This window comes from Pedobacter sp. BMA, assembly GCF_001027745.1.
In the GTDB taxonomy this organism is placed as follows: domain Bacteria; phylum Bacteroidota; class Bacteroidia; order Sphingobacteriales; family Sphingobacteriaceae; genus Pedobacter.
In genome coordinates this window covers 207,755-226,096 of sequence record NZ_LECU01000002.1, presented here as the reverse complement: position 1 = coordinate 226,096, position 18,342 = coordinate 207,755, and the positions used below count along the sequence as shown (strand labels likewise).

Annotated in this window: 14 protein-coding genes; 4 read left to right on the top strand and 10 right to left on the bottom strand. The window is 41.8% G+C overall.

What is annotated here, in order from left to right:
* Positions 1-4: 4 nt before the first annotated feature.
* Positions 5-670 (bottom strand): HAD family phosphatase, encoded by a 666-nt coding sequence (locus AB669_RS03385; RefSeq protein WP_053058258.1) that lies wholly within the window; start codon positions 668-670, stop codon positions 5-7.
* A gap of 175 nt (positions 671-845) precedes the next feature.
* Between AB669_RS03385 and AB669_RS03380 the strand changes: the two genes are divergently transcribed.
* The gene (locus AB669_RS03380) at positions 846-1,454 is read left to right on the top strand and encodes a Crp/Fnr family transcriptional regulator (RefSeq protein WP_047797895.1); all 609 of its coding nucleotides are present in this window, start codon (positions 846-848) and stop codon (positions 1,452-1,454) included.
* A 2-nt stretch (positions 1,455-1,456) separates the two neighbouring features.
* Here the strand turns inward: AB669_RS03380 and AB669_RS03375 are convergent, their stop codons facing one another.
* Both AB669_RS03375 and AB669_RS03370 read right to left on the bottom strand, forming a co-directional pair.
* Complete coding sequence (locus AB669_RS03375) at positions 1,457-2,092, bottom strand: phosphatase PAP2 family protein (RefSeq protein ID WP_047797894.1); 636 nt, start codon at positions 2,090-2,092, stop codon at positions 1,457-1,459.
* 326 nt (positions 2,093-2,418) lie between these two features.
* Positions 2,419-2,769 (bottom strand): hypothetical protein, encoded by a 351-nt coding sequence (locus AB669_RS03370; protein WP_047797893.1) that lies wholly within the window; start codon positions 2,767-2,769, stop codon positions 2,419-2,421.
* A gap of 124 nt (positions 2,770-2,893) precedes the next feature.
* Between AB669_RS03370 and AB669_RS03365 the strand changes: the two genes are divergently transcribed.
* Positions 2,894-3,586 carry a lysoplasmalogenase gene (locus AB669_RS03365; RefSeq protein ID WP_047797892.1) on the top strand — a complete coding sequence of 231 codons (693 nt, stop codon included), beginning with the start codon at positions 2,894-2,896 and terminating at the stop codon, positions 3,584-3,586.
* Between the two features lie 13 nt (positions 3,587-3,599).
* Here AB669_RS03365 and pbpC read toward each other — a convergent pair whose 3' ends face one another.
* A complete protein-coding gene (pbpC, locus tag AB669_RS03360) occupies positions 3,600-5,972 on the bottom strand; it encodes a penicillin-binding protein 1C (RefSeq protein ID WP_047797891.1) in 2,373 nt (790 codons plus the stop codon).
* Between the two features lie 108 nt (positions 5,973-6,080).
* A complete protein-coding gene (locus tag AB669_RS03355) occupies positions 6,081-11,675 on the bottom strand; it encodes an alpha-2-macroglobulin (RefSeq protein ID WP_047797890.1) in 5,595 nt (1,864 codons plus the stop codon).
* Between the two features lie 220 nt (positions 11,676-11,895).
* Between AB669_RS03355 and AB669_RS03350 the strand changes: the two genes are divergently transcribed.
* A complete protein-coding gene (locus AB669_RS03350; protein WP_047797889.1) occupies positions 11,896-12,318 on the top strand; it encodes a nuclear transport factor 2 family protein in 423 nt (140 codons plus the stop codon).
* A 9-nt stretch (positions 12,319-12,327) separates the two neighbouring features.
* Here AB669_RS03350 and AB669_RS03345 read toward each other — a convergent pair whose 3' ends face one another.
* Both AB669_RS03345 and topA read right to left on the bottom strand, forming a co-directional pair.
* Positions 12,328-12,732 carry a hypothetical protein gene (locus AB669_RS03345; protein ID WP_047797888.1) on the bottom strand — a complete coding sequence of 135 codons (405 nt, stop codon included), beginning with the start codon at positions 12,730-12,732 and terminating at the stop codon, positions 12,328-12,330.
* Between the two features lie 42 nt (positions 12,733-12,774).
* Positions 12,775-15,348, bottom strand: a complete 2,574-nt coding sequence (gene topA / locus AB669_RS03340) for a type I DNA topoisomerase (protein ID WP_047797887.1) — start codon at positions 15,346-15,348, stop codon at positions 12,775-12,777.
* A gap of 140 nt (positions 15,349-15,488) precedes the next feature.
* On the opposite strand from topA, the gene AB669_RS03335 reads away from it, so the two are divergent.
* Positions 15,489-16,004, top strand: coding sequence for a glutathione peroxidase (locus tag AB669_RS03335; protein WP_047797886.1), 516 nt, complete (start codon positions 15,489-15,491; stop codon positions 16,002-16,004).
* Positions 16,005-16,076: 72 nt separating this feature from the next.
* On the opposite strand, the gene aqpZ is transcribed toward AB669_RS03335, so the two are convergent.
* From aqpZ to AB669_RS03320, 3 genes are all read right to left on the bottom strand, one after another.
* Positions 16,077-16,787 carry an aquaporin Z gene (gene aqpZ, locus AB669_RS03330; RefSeq protein ID WP_047797885.1) on the bottom strand — a complete coding sequence of 237 codons (711 nt, stop codon included), beginning with the start codon at positions 16,785-16,787 and terminating at the stop codon, positions 16,077-16,079.
* 186 nt (positions 16,788-16,973) lie between these two features.
* On the bottom strand, positions 16,974-17,810 hold the full coding sequence (locus tag AB669_RS03325; protein WP_047797884.1) for an MBL fold metallo-hydrolase: 837 nt from the start codon (positions 17,808-17,810) through the stop codon (positions 16,974-16,976).
* Between the two features lie 45 nt (positions 17,811-17,855).
* Positions 17,856-18,299 carry a MarR family winged helix-turn-helix transcriptional regulator gene (locus AB669_RS03320; protein ID WP_047797883.1) on the bottom strand — a complete coding sequence of 148 codons (444 nt, stop codon included), beginning with the start codon at positions 18,297-18,299 and terminating at the stop codon, positions 17,856-17,858.
* Between the last annotated feature and the right edge of the window lie 43 nt (positions 18,300-18,342).

Below are 18,342 nucleotides of genomic sequence, written 5' to 3'. Positions count from 1 at the left end.
ATTTTTAAAACAATTCATTTAAAACCGGATCATGATAATCGGCAATGAATGCAATAATATTATCATAAGCAGCAAATTCCTCTTCGGTATGCATCGTTGTCAGTGCCACACACTTCATTCCGGCATTTTGAGCAGCTTCAACACCTTTTGGCGCGTCTTCAAATACAATGCAATCTACCGGGTCAATACCCAATAAATGTGCACCCTTCGTAAAGGTTTCAGGTGCCGGTTTACTATTTACTACATCTTCGGCGCTTACAATGGTTTTAAAGTAAGCCCTGATATCAAGATTATCGAGCACAAAATTTATATTGAACGGAATGGCTGCTGAACCTATAGCCATTAAAATACCATTGTTCTTTGCTTTGTCAAGAAAGTCTCCCAAGCCGGCAATAAGTTCCAGATGTTTGAGATATGCGGCCTGGTACCTTCTTTCTTTTTCAATAGAAATCTGATCGATCTGATCCTGGGTAAAATGACCAACGCCGAATACCCGCTCCAGTAAATCCTGATTCTTACCATACATTTGCTTTTTAACCTCTTCAAAACTAATGTTGGCACCTAGATCTTTAGTCAGAATTTCGTGCCAGGCGTGGTTATGAAAAACCATATCGTTTACCATTGTACCATTGAGGTCGAAAAGAAATGCTTTAGCTTTTGTCGTTGTCATAACGGTAAAATTATCAGATTTTTTTGATCTAAACATAGGGTAATTGTCATTGTTAGATCTAATTTGTTACGAAAGTTCGCCATTGTCAATCTAGTCATCATAAAGGTTAAACATTTGCAAATACGAAAAGCGAGTAATACATTGCGGGATATATTCCCGAAACCAAACATCCGCTATGCCAGGCACAGATCAACAAGATAAGGCAATGATCACGTTTCTGAACGGATTAGTTCCTTTGACAACAGAAATTATTCAGTTGGCCCGACGAGAGACTTTCAGGGTTGCTGTAGGTAAAAATACCATCATAAATGATTTGCAGGATCAGCAGGAAGATTGTGTGTTTTTTATGATCAAGGGGCTGGTAAGGGGCTTCATTAATGATAATCAAAAGGACATTACCGTTTGCTTTGTGGAAGAAAACAATATGTTTGGTAATATCCGAAATCCAGCAGCGTCGGTAACTGCATATCCTGAGCAATTTCAAACCATAGAAGATTCAGAAATCTTAATTATACCTTATCGGTTTATTGATGAACTATACCATGCATTCCCCGAAACCAATGTACTTGCCAGAAAGCTTTTAGCCATCCATTTTCATATCAGTCAGGAAAGGTCGGTTATATCGCGGATTCCATCGGCAGAATCAAGGTACAAACAGTTTGTTGGAAATCATCCTTCGTTTTCTTTACGGGTTCCATTGAAATACCTTGCATCTTACCTCGGCATGAGGGTGGAAACGCTAAGCAGAATCAGAAAGAAAAATAAAATACAGCGTGCAGAATAATCTTACCCTTTCCGTTTAAAATATAAATAACACAGCGGAAATAAACAGATCAGCCCTAAAAGAAATCCACCGAGGGTATCGGTAAACCAATGTGCACCGAGATATATCCTGGAAGGCGCAACCGTGAGCATTAAAAATGCTGAAATTAGCGATACAATCATCCTGGTGGTTTTAGGAATATCTTTCAAATGACTCATTAAGATAATCAGGAAGCCAAAAAACAGGACATAAGACAGCGTATGGCCACTGGGATAGCTTTGAAAACGGTTCACTTCAACCAGCCTTACATAGAATGAGGTTGGACGAGGCCGGTTGATCACATTTTTGACGCCTAAAATAATTAGGCCTGACAATAAAACTGTTGCAATAAACAAAGCCTCTCTTTTGTATTTCTGCCAATAAAATATCAATGCTACAAGTACTACCGAAAGAAGTGAATAGGGTAGTTCACCAAAAAAACTTATGGCAAGCATTAGTTTATCTAACCAGGCAGACTGGAACTCCTGAATAAACAAAGATACTTTAACGTCGAAATCCCAAATGATATGGTGAGCGACAAAAACACTTAGCGATACGAATGCCACTACAAGGGCAATAAATACGATAATAAACCAGTTTCTTTTTGAGAATGCAGACATAAACCCAAAACTATATAAATATGCTGAATCAGGATTATAAAAACGGTAAAAATAATCAGGATTAAAACTTCATCACGGAACTGGACCTGTTCATCAAGGATAAAGTACTTTCTGTATAAACATTTGGTTTATTTGATGGGCATTCTTCATATTTGCTTCAGATAATAAGGATATCTGTGCTTGGAAAGTCGGCGGATGCTAATCTGCCGACTGAAAGGCAACTCACCAGGATAAATCTCTCTAAAAATATACCCACGATTAACGCTCCAACCCAAGTCATCCTCCTTGAAAAAACCAGGAGGGGCTTCGGTTGATTTTAACCTGTCTTATTTTACTACAATCTGCTTTGGATCTGTAATTACGATCTGAGGTTTCCCTTTAAATTCAGAAACCAGGCCCGTTACACAAATATTATTGCCAATATACATGCTGCTGGGCTCTGATGTAAACTTTCCCAAGTCTTCTTTATTAATGACCACTGTGATCAATTCTTTAGGAAAAGCACCGCCAAGATTGATCAAAGTCAGTTTATCCAGGGCTTTTGTACTGTAAACTGAATCGCAAATAGTTACGGTTTTGCCAACATACTGGGCAGCATCTTTTGCTAAAACCATCGTCTGGCTTTTAGCGATATAACCAGCAGATAAAAACAATAAAAACAGGAATAACTTTCTCATGGCGTTGGGATGTGCTCAAAGTTAGGAAATTTAAACGGAGATTTTTATGATCCGCTAAAATTTGCAGGCGTCGCCGTATTATCCGTAATTTGGCATTCGATTATTAATGCCAGCCACCATTTAAATGAAGACTAAGTTATTTGCCCTTGCTTTTGCCATAGTTTATGTATTACAGGTTTATGCTGAAACTACCGGAGATTTGTTTATCCGCAATTTCACCAAGCCGCTGATTGCGATTACCTTACTGGTGTGGTTGTATAGTGCTACAAAGCTGAAGGGCAGATTCCACAAGCGGATTTTCATAGGATTACTATTTGCCCTTACCGGCGACATTTTTCTGATGCTTCAGGCAAATCATCCGGGCTATTTCACTTATGGATTAATTGCCTTCTTAATATGTCACATCTCCTATATCAGGGCTTTTACGCTTGACCACAAATCTAATCCATCAGTAAAAATACCTTTCTTTTTATGGTCGGCAGGCGCACTGATTATATTTTGTATTGGTTTATTCTTTTACCTGCAACCCTTTTTGGGCGCTATGCAGTTTGCCGTACTGGTATATGCCATCGTTATTACGGTGATGGCCATTATGGCGTTAAACCGTTATGGTAAAGTGAATATATTCAGTTATAAACTTGTTTTATATGGTGCCTTTTTCTTCCTGCTATCAGACACTGTTCTGGCTGTAAACAGATACGCGCAACCGATACCACAAAGCGGTATTCTGATCATGGGAAGTTATATGATTGCGCAATACCTGATTGTTTATGGTACAGTGGTGAGGGAACTGGTGGTTAAACGTACTGCCATATAGATTACTACTCATTTTACTTTTTCTCTTTATCCAGTACTGTAAATACCTGCTCTAAGCGTTCGCCGTTTTCATCGACTAATGTCAAAGTATGTTTTCCTGGTGCGGGGCTTACCGCAAGTTGATGGTAGTTAGTGGTGGTAGCGACATATTCATTGTCTATATGCCAGTAAATCTTAACATGCTGGTTCCTATGAGCTGCATTTAGCACCAACTTTCCGCGCTGGCCATTTAGTTCAAGGGGGATATAAATTACCGCTCCATTCTTCGGGTAAATCAGCTCCATCACGTTGTTCGCCCCACTCAAATCACAACCGGGCTTGTAGGATGGTAAAGTTTTGTAGTCGCTATTCTTAATCCGATAATAGTATTCCATAGCCGGAGGTAAAATAAACCAGCTTTTGTGCTGCATATCGGTCACATTTTCACAGTAATCGGTCACACGGTAAGTTGCCGTTCTGTCCAGGTGTATTAACTTGTGGTAGGGACAAACAACAGTTTTTTCGCCGGCAGGGGGTATCAGTTCATCCACCTGATCCGGGCAGTAGTCGCCTGCTTTAAAACCGCTTTGTTTACATACTTTAATCTTTTTGAGCTTAGTTACGGGCGCATCAAACCATTTCCCCTTGGGTAGCAACCTGAAAATATCAAATAGTACAGGAGCTGCTGCTTCTATCCCCACTAATCCAGGCCTGCCTTCTCCATCGGCATTGCCAACCCAAACACATACTACGTGATCTGGTGTAAGTCCTACCGCCCACGCATCCCTGAAGCCAAAACTTGTTCCGGTTTTCCACGCCACACGCTGTGAAGAGGAAAACTGTTCCCACAATCCTTCATCACCGGGCCGCATCACTTCTTCCATGGCATTGAATGTTGCCCAAATCGAGCCGTGGTCTAAATAGGAATTACGCTGATCGTCTTTTAAACCTTCATCTTCCTTCAAAACATAACTGGCCTGATTGTAATCTGCCGGATTATAAAAACCTTTATAGGTATTAAAATGATTTAAGGTCCTCACCATGCCCATATATGTATTTGCCAGGTCCCACATCGTCACTTCACTGCCACCAAGTATGAGAGAAAGGCCATAATGATCAGCTGGCTGATTTAAGGTGCTCATGCCCAGCTTTTTTAATTTATCGTAGAAACGCTCATACTTATATTGTTGCAGCATTTTTACAGCCGGGATATTCAGGGAGCGACTAAGCGCCTTATCTGCTGCGATGGCACCATCGTAACCCAGATCATAATTCTGTGGCGAATAGCCTGCAATCTGTGTTGGTATATCCGGCACCAGGCTATGGGGCAGGATGAATCCGTCGTTAAGCATACTCGCGTATAATAATGGCTTTAAGGTACTGCCCGGACTTCTGGGCGCTTTGATCATATCAACATGGCTTTGCAGATCTGCATTCTCAGGCTGATAGATATTGCCCACATAACTGACTACTCTGCCTGTCCGGGCATCCAGCACCAAAGCCGAGATATTGTTAATGTCGTTGGCACGGTATCGGTTATTATACCGCTTTAAGATGCTGTTAATTTTAAGCTGAAGATCTTCCGCAAGGGTAGATTTAATCCTTGTAGAAGTGATATTAAGCGCACTCCGTTCTGCTTTGAAGCGGTTAAGCAAGTGGGGTGCATTTTGTGGTAAAGGAAGTGGTTTACCCGGAACAGGCTCGAGCTTTGCTAAATTTGCTGTTGATTGATCAATGTACTTCAGCCTTGCAAGTTTATCGAGCAGGTCGTTTCGCTTTTTGATTAATTTCCCTGCATTTTTACCGGGGTGCACCAAAGACGGACTATTGGGCAGCACAGCCAGTGTTGCCATCTCACCCCATGAAAGGGTGGCCGCGTCCCTTCCAAAATAACGCCAGCTTGCTGCTTCCAAACCTACTACGTTGCTACCAAATGGTGCGTTTGCAGCATATAACCCCATGATCTCATCTTTCGAATCCTTAACCTCTAAACGGAACGCCAGTATAATCTCAAAAAGCTTTTGCAAGATGGTACGGTCTTCCCTACTGGACAAGCGAATTACTTGCATGGTTAGTGTACTACCGCCGCTTATAATGCTTTTTGCCCTGATGTTCTGTCTGATAGCCCTTGACATGGCCATTAAGTCGACTCCAAAATGACTGTAAAATCTTTTGTCTTCAAAAGCAATGATGCAGGCTTTAAACTTCGCAGGCACGGAATCGGCTACGGGAAAACGCCATTGTCCATCCTTCGCAATAGACGCGCTCAGCAGTGCTCCGTTACTGGCCTCAACAACGTAGGAAGTAGGAGACTTGAACAGTTTTGGAGGTAATATTAAAAGGAAAATGAGTAGCAGAAAAAGGCAACTGATGTCTGAAATTAAAAGAGCACTTGATTTTTTGTTCATATTAGCATATCAACTCATCGAAAAAGCTTTTGCCTCGCATTGACGGCTATGGTATCCGTTATTGCGAGGCAAAAACAATTAAATTTATCAGGTATGGTGTGATATAATCTATTTCATTACCTGTACCCACTTACCAGCCTGTGTAGCAGAAATATCATTATTATACATGGCTTCACATTGTACAGCAGACAGGTAATATTTGCCCACGTAAGATGCATTAAGCAGTACCTTATACACCAGGCTTTCGTTTTCACGAATATTGAAATAAGTAAATACACGGTCATCGCGAATATCCTGATAGGTATACGGAGAAGACGCTAAAATACTCTGGTTGTCATTTACGCGTGTATTGATAATTTCCCAGCCTGAGGGGAAGATCTGTGTTAAGGCCATCTGTTCGTAATAACCCATGCGACCGGGATTTTTAACCGTCACCTCTGCATAAAAGTCTGTACCCTGCTTAATGGCTACCGGATCGATAACTGTTCCGTTTAAGCGTTTGTATACCACATTCATATCCAATACGTCTGCCCGGTTTGGTAAGAAGTTGTTTTGACCTGCAACAGGTTGCCCTTCCAATACCAGACGCACAAATAGAACATTATTTCCGGTATTAGTGACTGCAGCCGTGCTGCCTTTAAAAGTAACGGCTGTGCTGTTAAGGTACTGCGCTGAATTAATTGTTGCTGATTTCCCGTCAAGCGCGTACTGATATTGCAATTTATTCGACGATTGATTTGAACCGCAGAACTTAGCAATAGCCAGTAAACTGTAAGCGGTGGTTTGGGTACTGTACCAGGTGTTTTCTCCAAGTTTTGAAGCTAAGGGAAGCAGCAGTTCAGCTGCTTTTGCTTTTTGTCCCATCAGGGTAAGTGTCTCCAGAATCATGGCCTGATCACGAACATCCGATCCATAGGTTCCGCCAAGCTGTTTATAAGGTTGAACAGAAATATCCAGACCGCTTATGATGCTTTGTGCCACACTATTCTGACCAGCCAGTTTGTATGCAGCTGCCAAACGCCATTTCGCAGCAACCGACAGGTATTCAAATGCCTTCAGGCGGTTCATTGCTGCCATTTCCGGTTTTTTGGCGAGGGCAAGCATATATAAACGGTAGGCCTGCGATAAATCGCCACCGTAGAAATTATTACTGTTAGGCGCCCAGTTTGCAGCTTTTCCTTTCTGATAACGTAGCAGATCTTCAAGTAAACCTACAGGAAGGGTGTAGCCTGCGTTTTGGGCTTCAACAAGAAAATGACCTGCATAATTGGTTCCCCATTCATCAGAGCTGCCTTCACCCGGCCAGTAAGATAAGCCCCCATCTGTACTCTGAAATCCTTTAAGTCTGTTAATACCAGCTTTTATATTCGCCTCAGTTTTGGCTTTCTGTTGCTCATTAAGCGGACTCAGACGTTCAAGGTAAAGTTGCGGAAATATGCCCGATGTGGTTTGTTCGATGCATCCATGTGGATATTGAATCAGATAACTTAACCGCTTACCTAGATTGATCGCAGGAATAGAGGATACTTCCAGCGTACCTGCATTTGTGCCCACCATACCAATCGGCTGATAATTAACTGTCCATTTTGTATGTGGCTGAACAGTTGCTGAAACGACATTAGTGATGTAAGGATTGGGATTTCTGATATCCATTTCAACATCGTAAACTGTCTTTTCAGCACCGCTTTGTGCAACTACTTTTACTTTTGCTATACCTACATTATTTGGTGCCTTGACTTCGAAATAAGCCATCTGTTCACCGGTTTTTTTATAGTATAGCTGCTGTTTATTGGTTCCCTGAACGATCAGGTTGCTGGCTTGAAGCTGGACAGATACATTTTTAAGATTTGTCTCAGTAGCAAACACCGTAACGGGAAGGGTGAAACTTTCACCCGGGCCGATCACCCTTGGCAGGGTAGCCAGCACCATGAGAGGTTTTTTAACCTGTACTGATTTCTCTGCGAAGCCATAGGCCGCATCCTGTCCGGCAACTACCATAGCCCTTACTGCACCAATGTACTGCGGCAGCTTAAATTTATGGGTTTTGCTTTCGCCTTTACCCAGACTAAATGGACCGAGGTATTTTACAACCGCCTGGAAACGATTGGCTTTAGCAGGATTTAGATTTTTGTTGATGCTGCCATCACCACCTATACTCAGAATCCTGTCTAAATTTCCACCCCATGCACCTAACACGTAATCGAATAAGTCCCATGTTTTTACACCAAGTCCTTCACGTGCATAAAAGGCACCATGCAGATCAGGCGTTTTGAAGCGGGTTAGATCCAGCAGCCCTTCATCAACCAACGCAATGGTGTAGGTCATCGCCTTTCCATTTTGTTCTCCAACGGTAATGGTATTTTCGGTTTCCGGCTTAATTTTGTCCAGCATTTTTATAGTTGGCTTCAGGATCGTCTGCGGATCTTCAACAGCCAGCGGAATCGCCCCATACATCCTGATTGGCAAATCATTTATTGTTTGTGCGTGTGGTTGCAGTAAGGTAATATTGGCGAAAACATTTGGTGCCATTTCCTTTTCTGCTTTAAATTTGAACTGGGTTTGTCCTGCATCAGTATCAATCCAGAATGTTTTGATTACATGGCTTCCATTCTCAATGGAGATTAAAGCCCTTCCGTTTTTAGCCGTTGGAATCGTTAACGTGATGTCTTCGCCCACAGTAAACTTTTCTTTATTGGCTGTAAATGATAGCATGGATGCTTCGGTAGGGTTGGAGCCCTGCTCACGTTGCGCCCATCCCGGCCAGTCTACATATACTGATTTGCCTGTAACATGCCCGCCATTTAAATCGCGTACCAACACCAGATAACGTCCCCATTCCGGCTCGTCTATTCTTAAATTATAGTTTCCTTTACCGTTAACCAGGGTAACCTGTTTGCTTTCTACCAGTTTGTTGTACTGATTCTGGGTGAAGTTGGCATAAGTATACTGGTTATCCTGTTCCCACCACCAGCGCCACTGTGTTTTATAAAGCTCTACCTGAACAGCTTTCGTTCCGGTAAGCAATCTGCCATCTGTATTTACATTTACAATCTCTATCTTATGGTCCTTTCCAGTAACCAGCATACCGCTCAAGCGGTCGCCTTTGGGCGGACGGATCCCCAGATAGCTTTTGTAAACGTGATATGGAATACTGAAATTATCGATACTGAAGTTACCTCCCGGTTCGAATACTTTAGTGGTAAAGTTGGCCCTTAAAACGCCGGGCGCAGTATTATTTTCATTCAAATTTGTATTGATCTGCGCCGTACCTAAAGCATTAAGGGTGCCTTCGAAAATGGTCTTTACCTGTGATTCAAAGCTAACGGTAGGGTTATCAAAACTGAAACCTTCAAAACCCTTAAACTTTGTTTCTGTTGTATTCAGATTTACATCTACCTTTGCTTTTAAGTTCTGCGCTACAGCACCAAAAAGCCATTTAGCCGTAAGGGTAGCTGCGGATGTTCCTGAACTCAGGTAGGTCCTGTTGCCTACATTGAAGTCGATCTTCAGCCTGTTTGGCATCACCGTTTCAATTTTAAGGGTTTTCGTAAAGGTTGCACCCCCGGCTTTGACTTTTGCAAGCCAGTTACCTGTGGGTACCGTGCTTTCGGTTGCGGTTTTAAATGAATAAAATCCATTTAAAGGCCGGCCGTTTATTAAACGCTTATATAGCTGCCCCTTGGGATTATAGAACTCCATGGTTACGGGATAATTGGCCGGTAACTTCTTCAGTTTATCCTCTAAAATAAAAGACACATATAAGCTGTCGCCCGGGCGCCATACGCCCCGCTCACCATATATAAAACCTTTAAGGCCACGCTGAACAACATCACCACCTACATCAAACCTGCTCAGGGGAAGTGAGCTTCCATCATCCAGTTTTAAGTACCCCCGTTCTGATCCGTTTTTCGCGATTAACAGGAATGGCTGACGTTTCAAGTCAAAACTCGCGAAGCCATCTCCGTCTGTTTTAGTGGTGAAAATAATCTGCTTTTGATAATCCATCAGTTCCAGACTTACCCCACTTAACGGTTTTGCTGTAAGCAAGTCGGTGGCCACAATCAGCATACTGTTGTCGTTGCCGCGCTTGGCGATTAAACCAATGTTTGATGCAATTAGGTTTCTGCTTGCCCAGCGTTCATTGGTATAAAAAGAGGGGGTGCAGGGGTTATCCTTATCTGCCCAGCGATAGTTATTCGGGTAATAGGCATTATAGCGTTGCCAGAAGTCATCGTCTTCGTCAATTTTTTCGCCATAACCTTCATATTCTTCCTCTCCATCATATCCCTCGTCATCGCTCTCGGCCTTTTCTTCACCAGCCTTACAGCTGAAGGCATTATACTCCCTTCGGAAAGCAATCGTTACGCGATACATTGCTCCGGGCTCTGTGCGCAGCATTTTATCAAGGTCGAGCGTAAACCTGTTTTTCTTATGCAGGTTCAGGGATTTATCTTCATCCAATCGAACAGTTTTCTGCAATATGGGTTTAGCAACGCGGCGCAGTTCATTGCCATCTTTGTAGCTGTTGGTTTGAAAGAACTGTGGAATGTTGTTTTCATAAATTTTAATCACCGTCACATCAACTGCCTTTAAATTGGTCGCTTCGAAAGGAAGAACCAGCTTACCTGAATTAGGTAGAATTGTACCTGCTCCGGAAACTGTAACGGATGGCAACTTATCTTCGAAAACAAGGTTTGCCGTTTTACTACCTTCCAAAACCTTTCCGTTTATATTTTGGATACCGTTATTTACATTGAGGGTATAGTCGCCTTTTAATTCTTCGGCTGCATAAACTTTAATCTGACTGGCATCTATGGTATACCGCAAATCACTGAGGTTTCCCAGGGAAATCATTCCGGTGAGATCTTGTCCAACGCCAATTGGTTCAGAAAACTGAACCAAACCATAATCTTCTTCGCCCTGGATAGCTTTGATATCCAGCACCTCGAATTTATTTAATGCCGGGATTCGGATTTCTTCTTTTCCCTTTTGTTCAGCATCAATGGCATCACCGTCCCAGGTGAGTTCAAGTGTTTGGTCTTCAGCTTTCTTTTTAATACTGTCTATAGTAAACCTGGAGATGTTTTTCGCCGGATCGTGTTGCCATTTCACTTTTAATTTCTGGTCGAAATCCAGTTCAATAATTTTCTCAATCTTGGTTGTTTCTTCAGCATCAGCGGTAGCCACTTCACCTGTAAATTTCATGTAATCAAGGGAAGTGTTATTTTGTGAAACCAGCCCGTTCTGGCTAAGCATTACTCCAGGCGTAATGACTTTAAATTCAAAGTCGAAATCTTCCAGGCCTTTTTCGGTGGCAGAAACTTCAGAAAGCTTAAATGTCGCTTCATATTCTTTTCCGGGCTTTAGATTTTCCTCCGGCCGAAACTCGATGGTTTGCGGGTCAATCCAATAGGCTTTCCCGGAAATGGATGGTGAAAAGTCAAATAGATCCCTTGAATCAGCTTTACCCAGGTCTTGCATGCCACTGGCTGCATTGGCGAGGTGAACGCGGATAAAGCTCTTTTTTGAGATTGTTCCGGATGTGTAGGCTTCAATGTATTTCGCATAGGCCTGGTTGTCTTCGTTTGATTTCTTTTTCCTGTTAAAAAAGAAAAACAATAATGCTGCAATAGATAGCCCCAGCAGACCGATAAAAATGATTTTTTTCTTTCGCGAGGATTGGTAGGTAGATGGTTGTTCCATTCTTAAATTAATTTAGATGTAACGTAAAATGCTGTTTACGAGTTTACTGTACATGAAACAGTACAGGAGCGTTCCCGAAACCAACATAACGATTTTTATAGGTAGCGAAAAATAACTAAAATAAATGTGAATAAAAATGATGTTGAAAATTAAGCATTGAAACTTTGCGCTTTGAGCGTAATTGAATATGTTTACTTCATCAACCTAATTTTGACCAGATATGATAAAGAAACTCGTGCTGTTTTGTGGTTTAATCTTCGGCGCCAATGCGGCCTTTGCCCAAAAAGAAAGCGTGGAAAATGCCGTTAACTTACTTACAAAACTGATGATCAGTCCCGATAGTTCAGCATTAGATAAACTCGTATTGAAGAATTTAAGCTATGGACATTCCAGCGGCAAAGTACAGACCAAAGAAGAGTTTTTACATTCGCTGCTATCAGGAGAATCAGACTTTTTAGATATCAGCCTGACTGATCAAAGGGTTGTCGTTCAAAACAATACCGCACTGGTAAGACATACGCTTACGGCCAAGACAAATGATAAAAACGTACCTGGAAATGTAAAGCTATATATTTTACTGATCTGGAGTAAAGAGAAAGCAGGGTGGAAGTTATTGGGCAGACAGGCGGTTAAGGTGCTTTAGTCCATTCATTTATTTAATCATTACTCCAGGCCGGTTTACCAGGGGGATTTTGATCATGTTGGCATCAATAATACTTTCAGGAAGAAAGATGAATTTCTTGTCATAGATTGTTGAACCGATATAGTAACTCAGCCAGTATTCGTTGGTAAGTCCAAAAACTTCAGGGTCAATGGCTTCAACACCTTTAAAGTCATTTGCTGCCATGTCGCCTATGAAATGACGAAGGACAGAAGTCTTCACTTGCTTTCCGTCTTTCTCACCATACCCTTTTGAGCTGATTAACACATTTGTAATCGGCTCGTTTTTCAGGTTAACGAGATAAACAGTCCAGCTTTTCACTTCCGGCGTTTCGCCCATGAGCACCACAGCCATTGCAATATCTTCAACTGTATTTTGTGGTAAATCTGCTTTCAACTGATAATTATTGAGTGAATGGATGACTAATTTACTGACTGACTATTTTTTCTTCGTAACTGCTTTTTTGGCTGGAGCCTTTTTAGCCGGAGCTTTTTTAGCTGCCGCTTTCTTTTTCGTTTCGAAAGCGTTTGGTACCTGCTCTACAATCATCCTTTTAACTACTTCCAGGTCGATATCAACCAGTTCCTCAGCTGTGTATTTTTGTTTTGTAGCCTCATTGTTTCTTAATTTCAGCATGAGTTTGCCAAAACGGATAAATGGTCCCCAACGGCCGTTTTCAATTGAGATCTTTTCAGCGTCCCATGTTTTAATATAACGGTTTGCTTCTTTTTCGACTTTCTTGCCAATTAAGGTGTCAATGTCTGCCTGTGTTAAGTTGTCAAAGTCGTATCCTTTCGCAGGTATGTTGATGAACAAATCATTCCACTTAATAAAAGGACCAAAGCGACCTTTACCTTTTGTAACCTCTAAGCCTTCATAATAGGCAATGGGCGCATCTGCATCCATTTTCTGCTGAATGATCTGTACCGCTCTTTCGTAGTTAACTGAAAGTGGTTCTTCGTTTTTTGGAAGGGAGATAAATGCTTCACCCCATTTCACATATGGGCCAAAGCGGCCAACACCCACCAATACTTCTTTTCCTTCGAAATCAGGTAGCGAAAATGGAAGTTTAAACAGCTCTAAGGCATCTTCAAGCGTTATGGTAGCGACCGACTGGCTACGCATTAAGCTTGCATAACGTGGCTTTTCTTCTTCATCTAGCTCGCCAATTTGAACCAACGGACCAAATTTACCTACCTTGGTGTATACATTTTTGCCGCTTGCAGGGTCTAAACCAAGCAACCGTTCGCCTGTAGCGCGCTCAGCATTTTCCAGAGTGGTTTCCACTTCAGAATGAAAAGGGTTGTAAAAAGAATGCAGCATTTTGGTCCATTCCTGTAAACCTTGTGCTATTTCGTCAAATTCCTTCTCTACTTTTGCGGTAAAGTTGAAATCAACGATTCCTTTAAAGTGTTCAACAAGAAAATCATTAACCACCTCACCGATATCGGTAGGGAAGAGTTTGGACTTTTCCGCGCCGGTAATTTCGGACCTGGTTTCTTTTTTTAACTGTCCGTCTGCCAGTATAATCGAAGAAAATTTTCTCTGCTTACCATCCCGATCCTCCTTCACCACATAACCGCGGTTTTGAACAGTGGAAATGGTTGGTGCATATGTTGATGGTCTGCCTATACCCAGTTCTTCTAATTTCTTAACCAAACTGGCTTCTGTATATCTTGCAGGCGGACGTGAAAAACGTTCCGTTGCCTGCATTTCCTTTAAAAATAATTCTTGTCCTTTAGCCAAAGGAGGGAGGATAGAACCCCCTTCTTTTTCTTCACCCTCTTCTTCATCAGTAGACTCGAGATAAACTTTTAAAAAGCCATCAAATTTTAACACTTCACCTTCGGCTACAAGGTGTTCCTTTCTGGTAGAAGCCGTAATATGTGCCGTTGTTTTTTCAAACAGGGCTTCGCTCATTTGCGATGCAATGGAACGTTTCCATATTAAATCATACAAACGCTTTTCGGAAATATCGCCATCCACTGAGTGCCGGTCAAAATAGGTTGGACGAATAGCTTCGTGAGCCTCCTGGGCACCTGCTGATTTGGTTTTGTAAACCCTGTGCTGATGGTATTTCTCTCCGTAAGCTGATTTAATTTCGGCAGCTGCCGCATTGATGGCGGTCTCGGATAAGTTCACCGAATCCGTTCTCATATAGGTTATTTTACCGGCTTCGTATAACCTTTGCGCAACCTGCATGGTTCTCGCTACTGAGAAGCCCAACTTTCTGGAAGCCTCCTGTTGCAATGTTGATGTGGTAAAGGGCGCTGCCGGATTGCGCTTTGCTGGTTTAGTTTCTAAACTGGTAATATCAAACTTCGCTGATGCGCAATCCTGAAGAAACTGCTCTGCCTCCGCTTCGTTTTCAAAACGCTGGGGAAGTTCTGCCTTTACAATTTCCTTTCCTTTACCGGTAGCAAACTGCGCAGTAATTTTGAAAGCTGCAGCCGCATTGAATTGTTGAACCTCTCTCTCTCTGTCCACAATCAATCGAACCGCTACCGATTGTACACGACCGGCTGAAAGGGATGGCTTTACCTTCTTCCATAAAACAGGAGAAAGTTCAAAGCCTACCAGGCGATCGAGAACCCGGCGTGCCTGTTGGGCATTAACCAGGTTGTAGTCGATTGTTCTGGGACTGTCAATGGCTTTTAATATTGCAGGTTTGGTAATCTCATGAAAAACGATCCGTTTGGTTTTCTCCACTTTAAGGCCTAAAGTTTCAAACAGGTGCCATGAAATAGCCTCGCCCTCACGGTCCTCATCGGATGCGAGCCATACCATTTCGGCATCCTTTGCAAGTTTCTTTAATTCGGCTACCAGTGCTTTCTTATCAGCAGGAACCTCGTATTTCTGCGCAAAATCATTCTCAATATCGATTGCCATATCGCCTTTGGCTAAATCCCGAATGTGGCCATAGCTCGACTTCACCAGGAAATCTTTGCCTAAGTAGCCTTCTATAGTTTTAGCTTTTGCGGGTGACTCTACGATTAATAAGTTTTTGGCCATGAAATACGTTTTTGTGCAAATAAAGCTATAATAAAGCGATAAATCCAAACCTAAACACGATTTTGTTCAATTATTTATAGCTACATTACCTTTCTAAATCCTATTTCTGCTTATCTTCGTATATAAAATAAAACAAAGAAATGATCAACACTATCCTTATCCTATTAAACTTTTTGGTACCAAACCCGCCGAAAAATGTTTACGATTTCAGCTTCAAGACTATTGATGGCAAAGAAATTAAATTATCGAAATTTAAAGGTAAAAAAATTCTGATTGTCAACACCGCTTCTAAATGTGGATTTACCCCTCAATATGAAGACCTGGAGAAACTACAGAAACAATACGGCAAGAAAGTAGTTTTAATCGGATTTCCTGCCGGGAACTTTGGTGGACAAGAATTTTCAACCAATGCAGAGATTAAAGAATTTTGTACGGGAAAATACAACGTTTCTTTCATGCTGGCAGAAAAAAGCAGTGTTAAAGGTGACGACATCAGTCCGTTATTCAAATACCTGACAACTCAAACCAATACCGAGGAACAAGGTGATATCAAATGGAACTTTGAAAAATTCCTGATCAACGAAAAAGGGGAATTGGTTCACCGTTTCCGTTCGAAAACAAAACCGACAGACGAGGCGATTATTAAAAACCTGTAATAGCTATGAGACAGAAGATGTGAGGTGTACAACCGTCTCACATCTTCCGTCTTAAGTCCCGTGCCGAATGTCCTAATTATGCTTCTCCAATACTGTTTTCCAAACCACAGCGCTTAATATTGCCCCGATAACAGGCGCTACCGCAAATAGCCACACTTGTTTAAGTGCTAATCCACCTGACAGTAGCGCAGGACCAATGCTCCGGGCTGGATTTACCGAAACGCCGGTAATCTTAATTCCAACAATATGGATCAATACGAGACTCAGGCCGATTGCTAAACCTGCAAATCCGCCATTGATGTTTTTGGTTGAGGTAGCACCGAAAATAACCAGCAGGAAAATAAAAGTAAAGGTAGCTTCCCCAATAAATGCGGCCGTTGTATTGTAGCCACCGAGATATCCTGTTCCCCAGCCATTAGAACCCAATGCCCATTCTTTCATCTCGAAACCATTTTGGTTTGCGGCGATCAGATAGAGCAAAGCGGCTCCGGCTATGCCGCCCAAAACCTGCGCTAGAATATAATAAGCAGCTTCCGTGGGTTTCATTCTCCCTGCTACCACCATACCTATGGAAATTGCCGGATTAATGTGGCAGCCCGAAATGTGCCCGATGGCATAAGCCATTGCAACTACAGATAAACCAAAAGCAAATGAAATACCTAATAGCCCTACGCCGGTAGTACCGTTAGCGCCTGCAATAACTGCGCTGCCGCAACCCATTAAAACCAGGACCAGCGTGCCAAGAAACTCAGCACTAAACTTTGAGAATTTGTTTGTCTCCATTGTTTATTATTTTTTTAGATTAAAAAAACAATAGGGGGAGATTTGAATCGAATGTAAATAAAAAAAGAGATTAATAAAAATTAATCCCTTTCAAATTGTTAATCTAAATCGTTCCCGTTGATTTTGCTTAACAATTCAAAAATGAGAAATTTCCATATCAATCACAATAGTGATTTAGGGCTATTTTTAAAACAGGTTTAACTGATTTGCCTGGTGACTGTAAGGGTTAAACTCGTAAGTTTTAAAGCCTGAAGTTTCCTGACCTACATAATATAGTTCTGTCTCTTCGTAACGCGAAGCAACTTTTATCAGCGTATTGCCTGCTACCTTTTTGAAAAGTTCTTCTACCAATAACGGGTCATTATTATCTTTTGATAAATGACTTAACAAAAGATGGCTCATAAACTCAGGCTTATGATTTTGAAAAAGCTCTAGTGCCTGCGTGTTGCTCAGGTGGCCATGACCACTGGTGATTCTCCTTTTTAGAAAATAGGGATAATTGCCGTTGGCAAGCATCTGAGTGCAATAATTGGACTCCAGAAATGCGGCATGACAAGTTCTGAACTGATTAATGAGCCTGTCGCAAACGGCACCGATGTCGGTAAATACCCCTACACGAATACCATTATACTCAACAGTGAAACTATACGGATCTGCGGCATCATGAAATTTGGAAAACGCCAGTACTTTGAGGTTTCCAATATTAAAACTTTGGGTATGGCCAATAGGGTAGGTGACACCCTCGTTCAATAATAGTTTGCTGCTTTTTAAGGTTGGGGTACTGATGTATACCGGAAGATTGTACTTTTTGGCAAAAACACTCAGGCCTTTGATGTGATCGCTATGCTCATGTGAAATGAAAACTGCTTTCACTTTATGGATTGACAAACCCAGCCTCATCATCCTTTTTTCCACTTCCTTGCAAGTCAAACCCACATCAATCAGCACCGCTTCATCCTGATTGCCCACATAATAGCAATTGCCATTACTACCCGAATTTATTGAAGTAAAATATAGTCCCATGCCGTGCCGCAAGTTACGTCTAATTCACGTAAAGAGAAAGTAAAACTACACCCTTGTCCCATTATGCTCTACCAAACGGGAAAGTAATGGAAGGAATGCCTGTATCAGATTAATCTCCTCTGAAGAGAATATTTTTTCCATGGTTTGCACCAGCCATTCCTCTTTAATCTTTCTACTGGCAATAATATGCTTTTCTCCAAGTTTTGTCAGGGCAATAAAAACCTTTCGCTTATCTTCCTCACTGGGGAAACGTTCAACACATTTAGCTTCGTACAAGCGATTAATAATCTGAGATATTGCCTGCTTTGAAACACGTTCCAGATCCGCCAGCTCCGTAGACAGCATTTTTCCATGTTGCTCTAATAGCGACATCGTGAGCAATTCCGCATTACTAAACTCGGAACTTACATTCTGTTTTCTTAACTGGCGCGTAAGCCGGGTAACGGTGCTCCTTAATTTTGCAGCAATTTCTTGTGTTTGAGTTGGCATAATAATGGTAAATAAACTTTACAAATATAATGCTTATTTATTA

Excerpts from the sequence above, each read along its gene's own strand:
- AB669_RS03385 (WP_053058258.1), bottom strand. The coding sequence starts at position 670 with ATGACAACGACAAAAGCTAAAGCATTTCTTTTCGACCTCAATGGTACA.
- AB669_RS03380 (WP_047797895.1), top strand. The coding sequence starts at position 846 with ATGCCAGGCACAGATCAACAAGATAAGGCAATGATCACGTTTCTGAAC.
- AB669_RS03375 (WP_047797894.1), bottom strand. The coding sequence starts at position 2,092 with ATGTCTGCATTCTCAAAAAGAAACTGGTTTATTATCGTATTTATTGCC.
- AB669_RS03370 (WP_047797893.1), bottom strand. The coding sequence starts at position 2,769 with ATGAGAAAGTTATTCCTGTTTTTATTGTTTTTATCTGCTGGTTATATC.
- AB669_RS03365 (WP_047797892.1), top strand. The coding sequence starts at position 2,894 with ATGAAGACTAAGTTATTTGCCCTTGCTTTTGCCATAGTTTATGTATTA.
- pbpC (WP_047797891.1), bottom strand. The coding sequence starts at position 5,972 with ATGAACAAAAAATCAAGTGCTCTTTTAATTTCAGACATCAGTTGCCTT.
- AB669_RS03355 (WP_047797890.1), bottom strand. The coding sequence starts at position 11,675 with ATGGAACAACCATCTACCTACCAATCCTCGCGAAAGAAAAAAATCATT.
- AB669_RS03350 (WP_047797889.1), top strand. The coding sequence starts at position 11,896 with ATGATAAAGAAACTCGTGCTGTTTTGTGGTTTAATCTTCGGCGCCAAT.
- topA (WP_047797887.1), bottom strand. The coding sequence starts at position 15,348 with ATGGCCAAAAACTTATTAATCGTAGAGTCACCCGCAAAAGCTAAAACT.
- AB669_RS03335 (WP_047797886.1), top strand. The coding sequence starts at position 15,489 with ATGATCAACACTATCCTTATCCTATTAAACTTTTTGGTACCAAACCCG.
- aqpZ (WP_047797885.1), bottom strand. The coding sequence starts at position 16,787 with ATGGAGACAAACAAATTCTCAAAGTTTAGTGCTGAGTTTCTTGGCACG.
- AB669_RS03325 (WP_047797884.1), bottom strand. The coding sequence starts at position 17,810 with ATGGGACTATATTTTACTTCAATAAATTCGGGTAGTAATGGCAATTGC.
- AB669_RS03320 (WP_047797883.1), bottom strand. The coding sequence starts at position 18,299 with ATGCCAACTCAAACACAAGAAATTGCTGCAAAATTAAGGAGCACCGTT.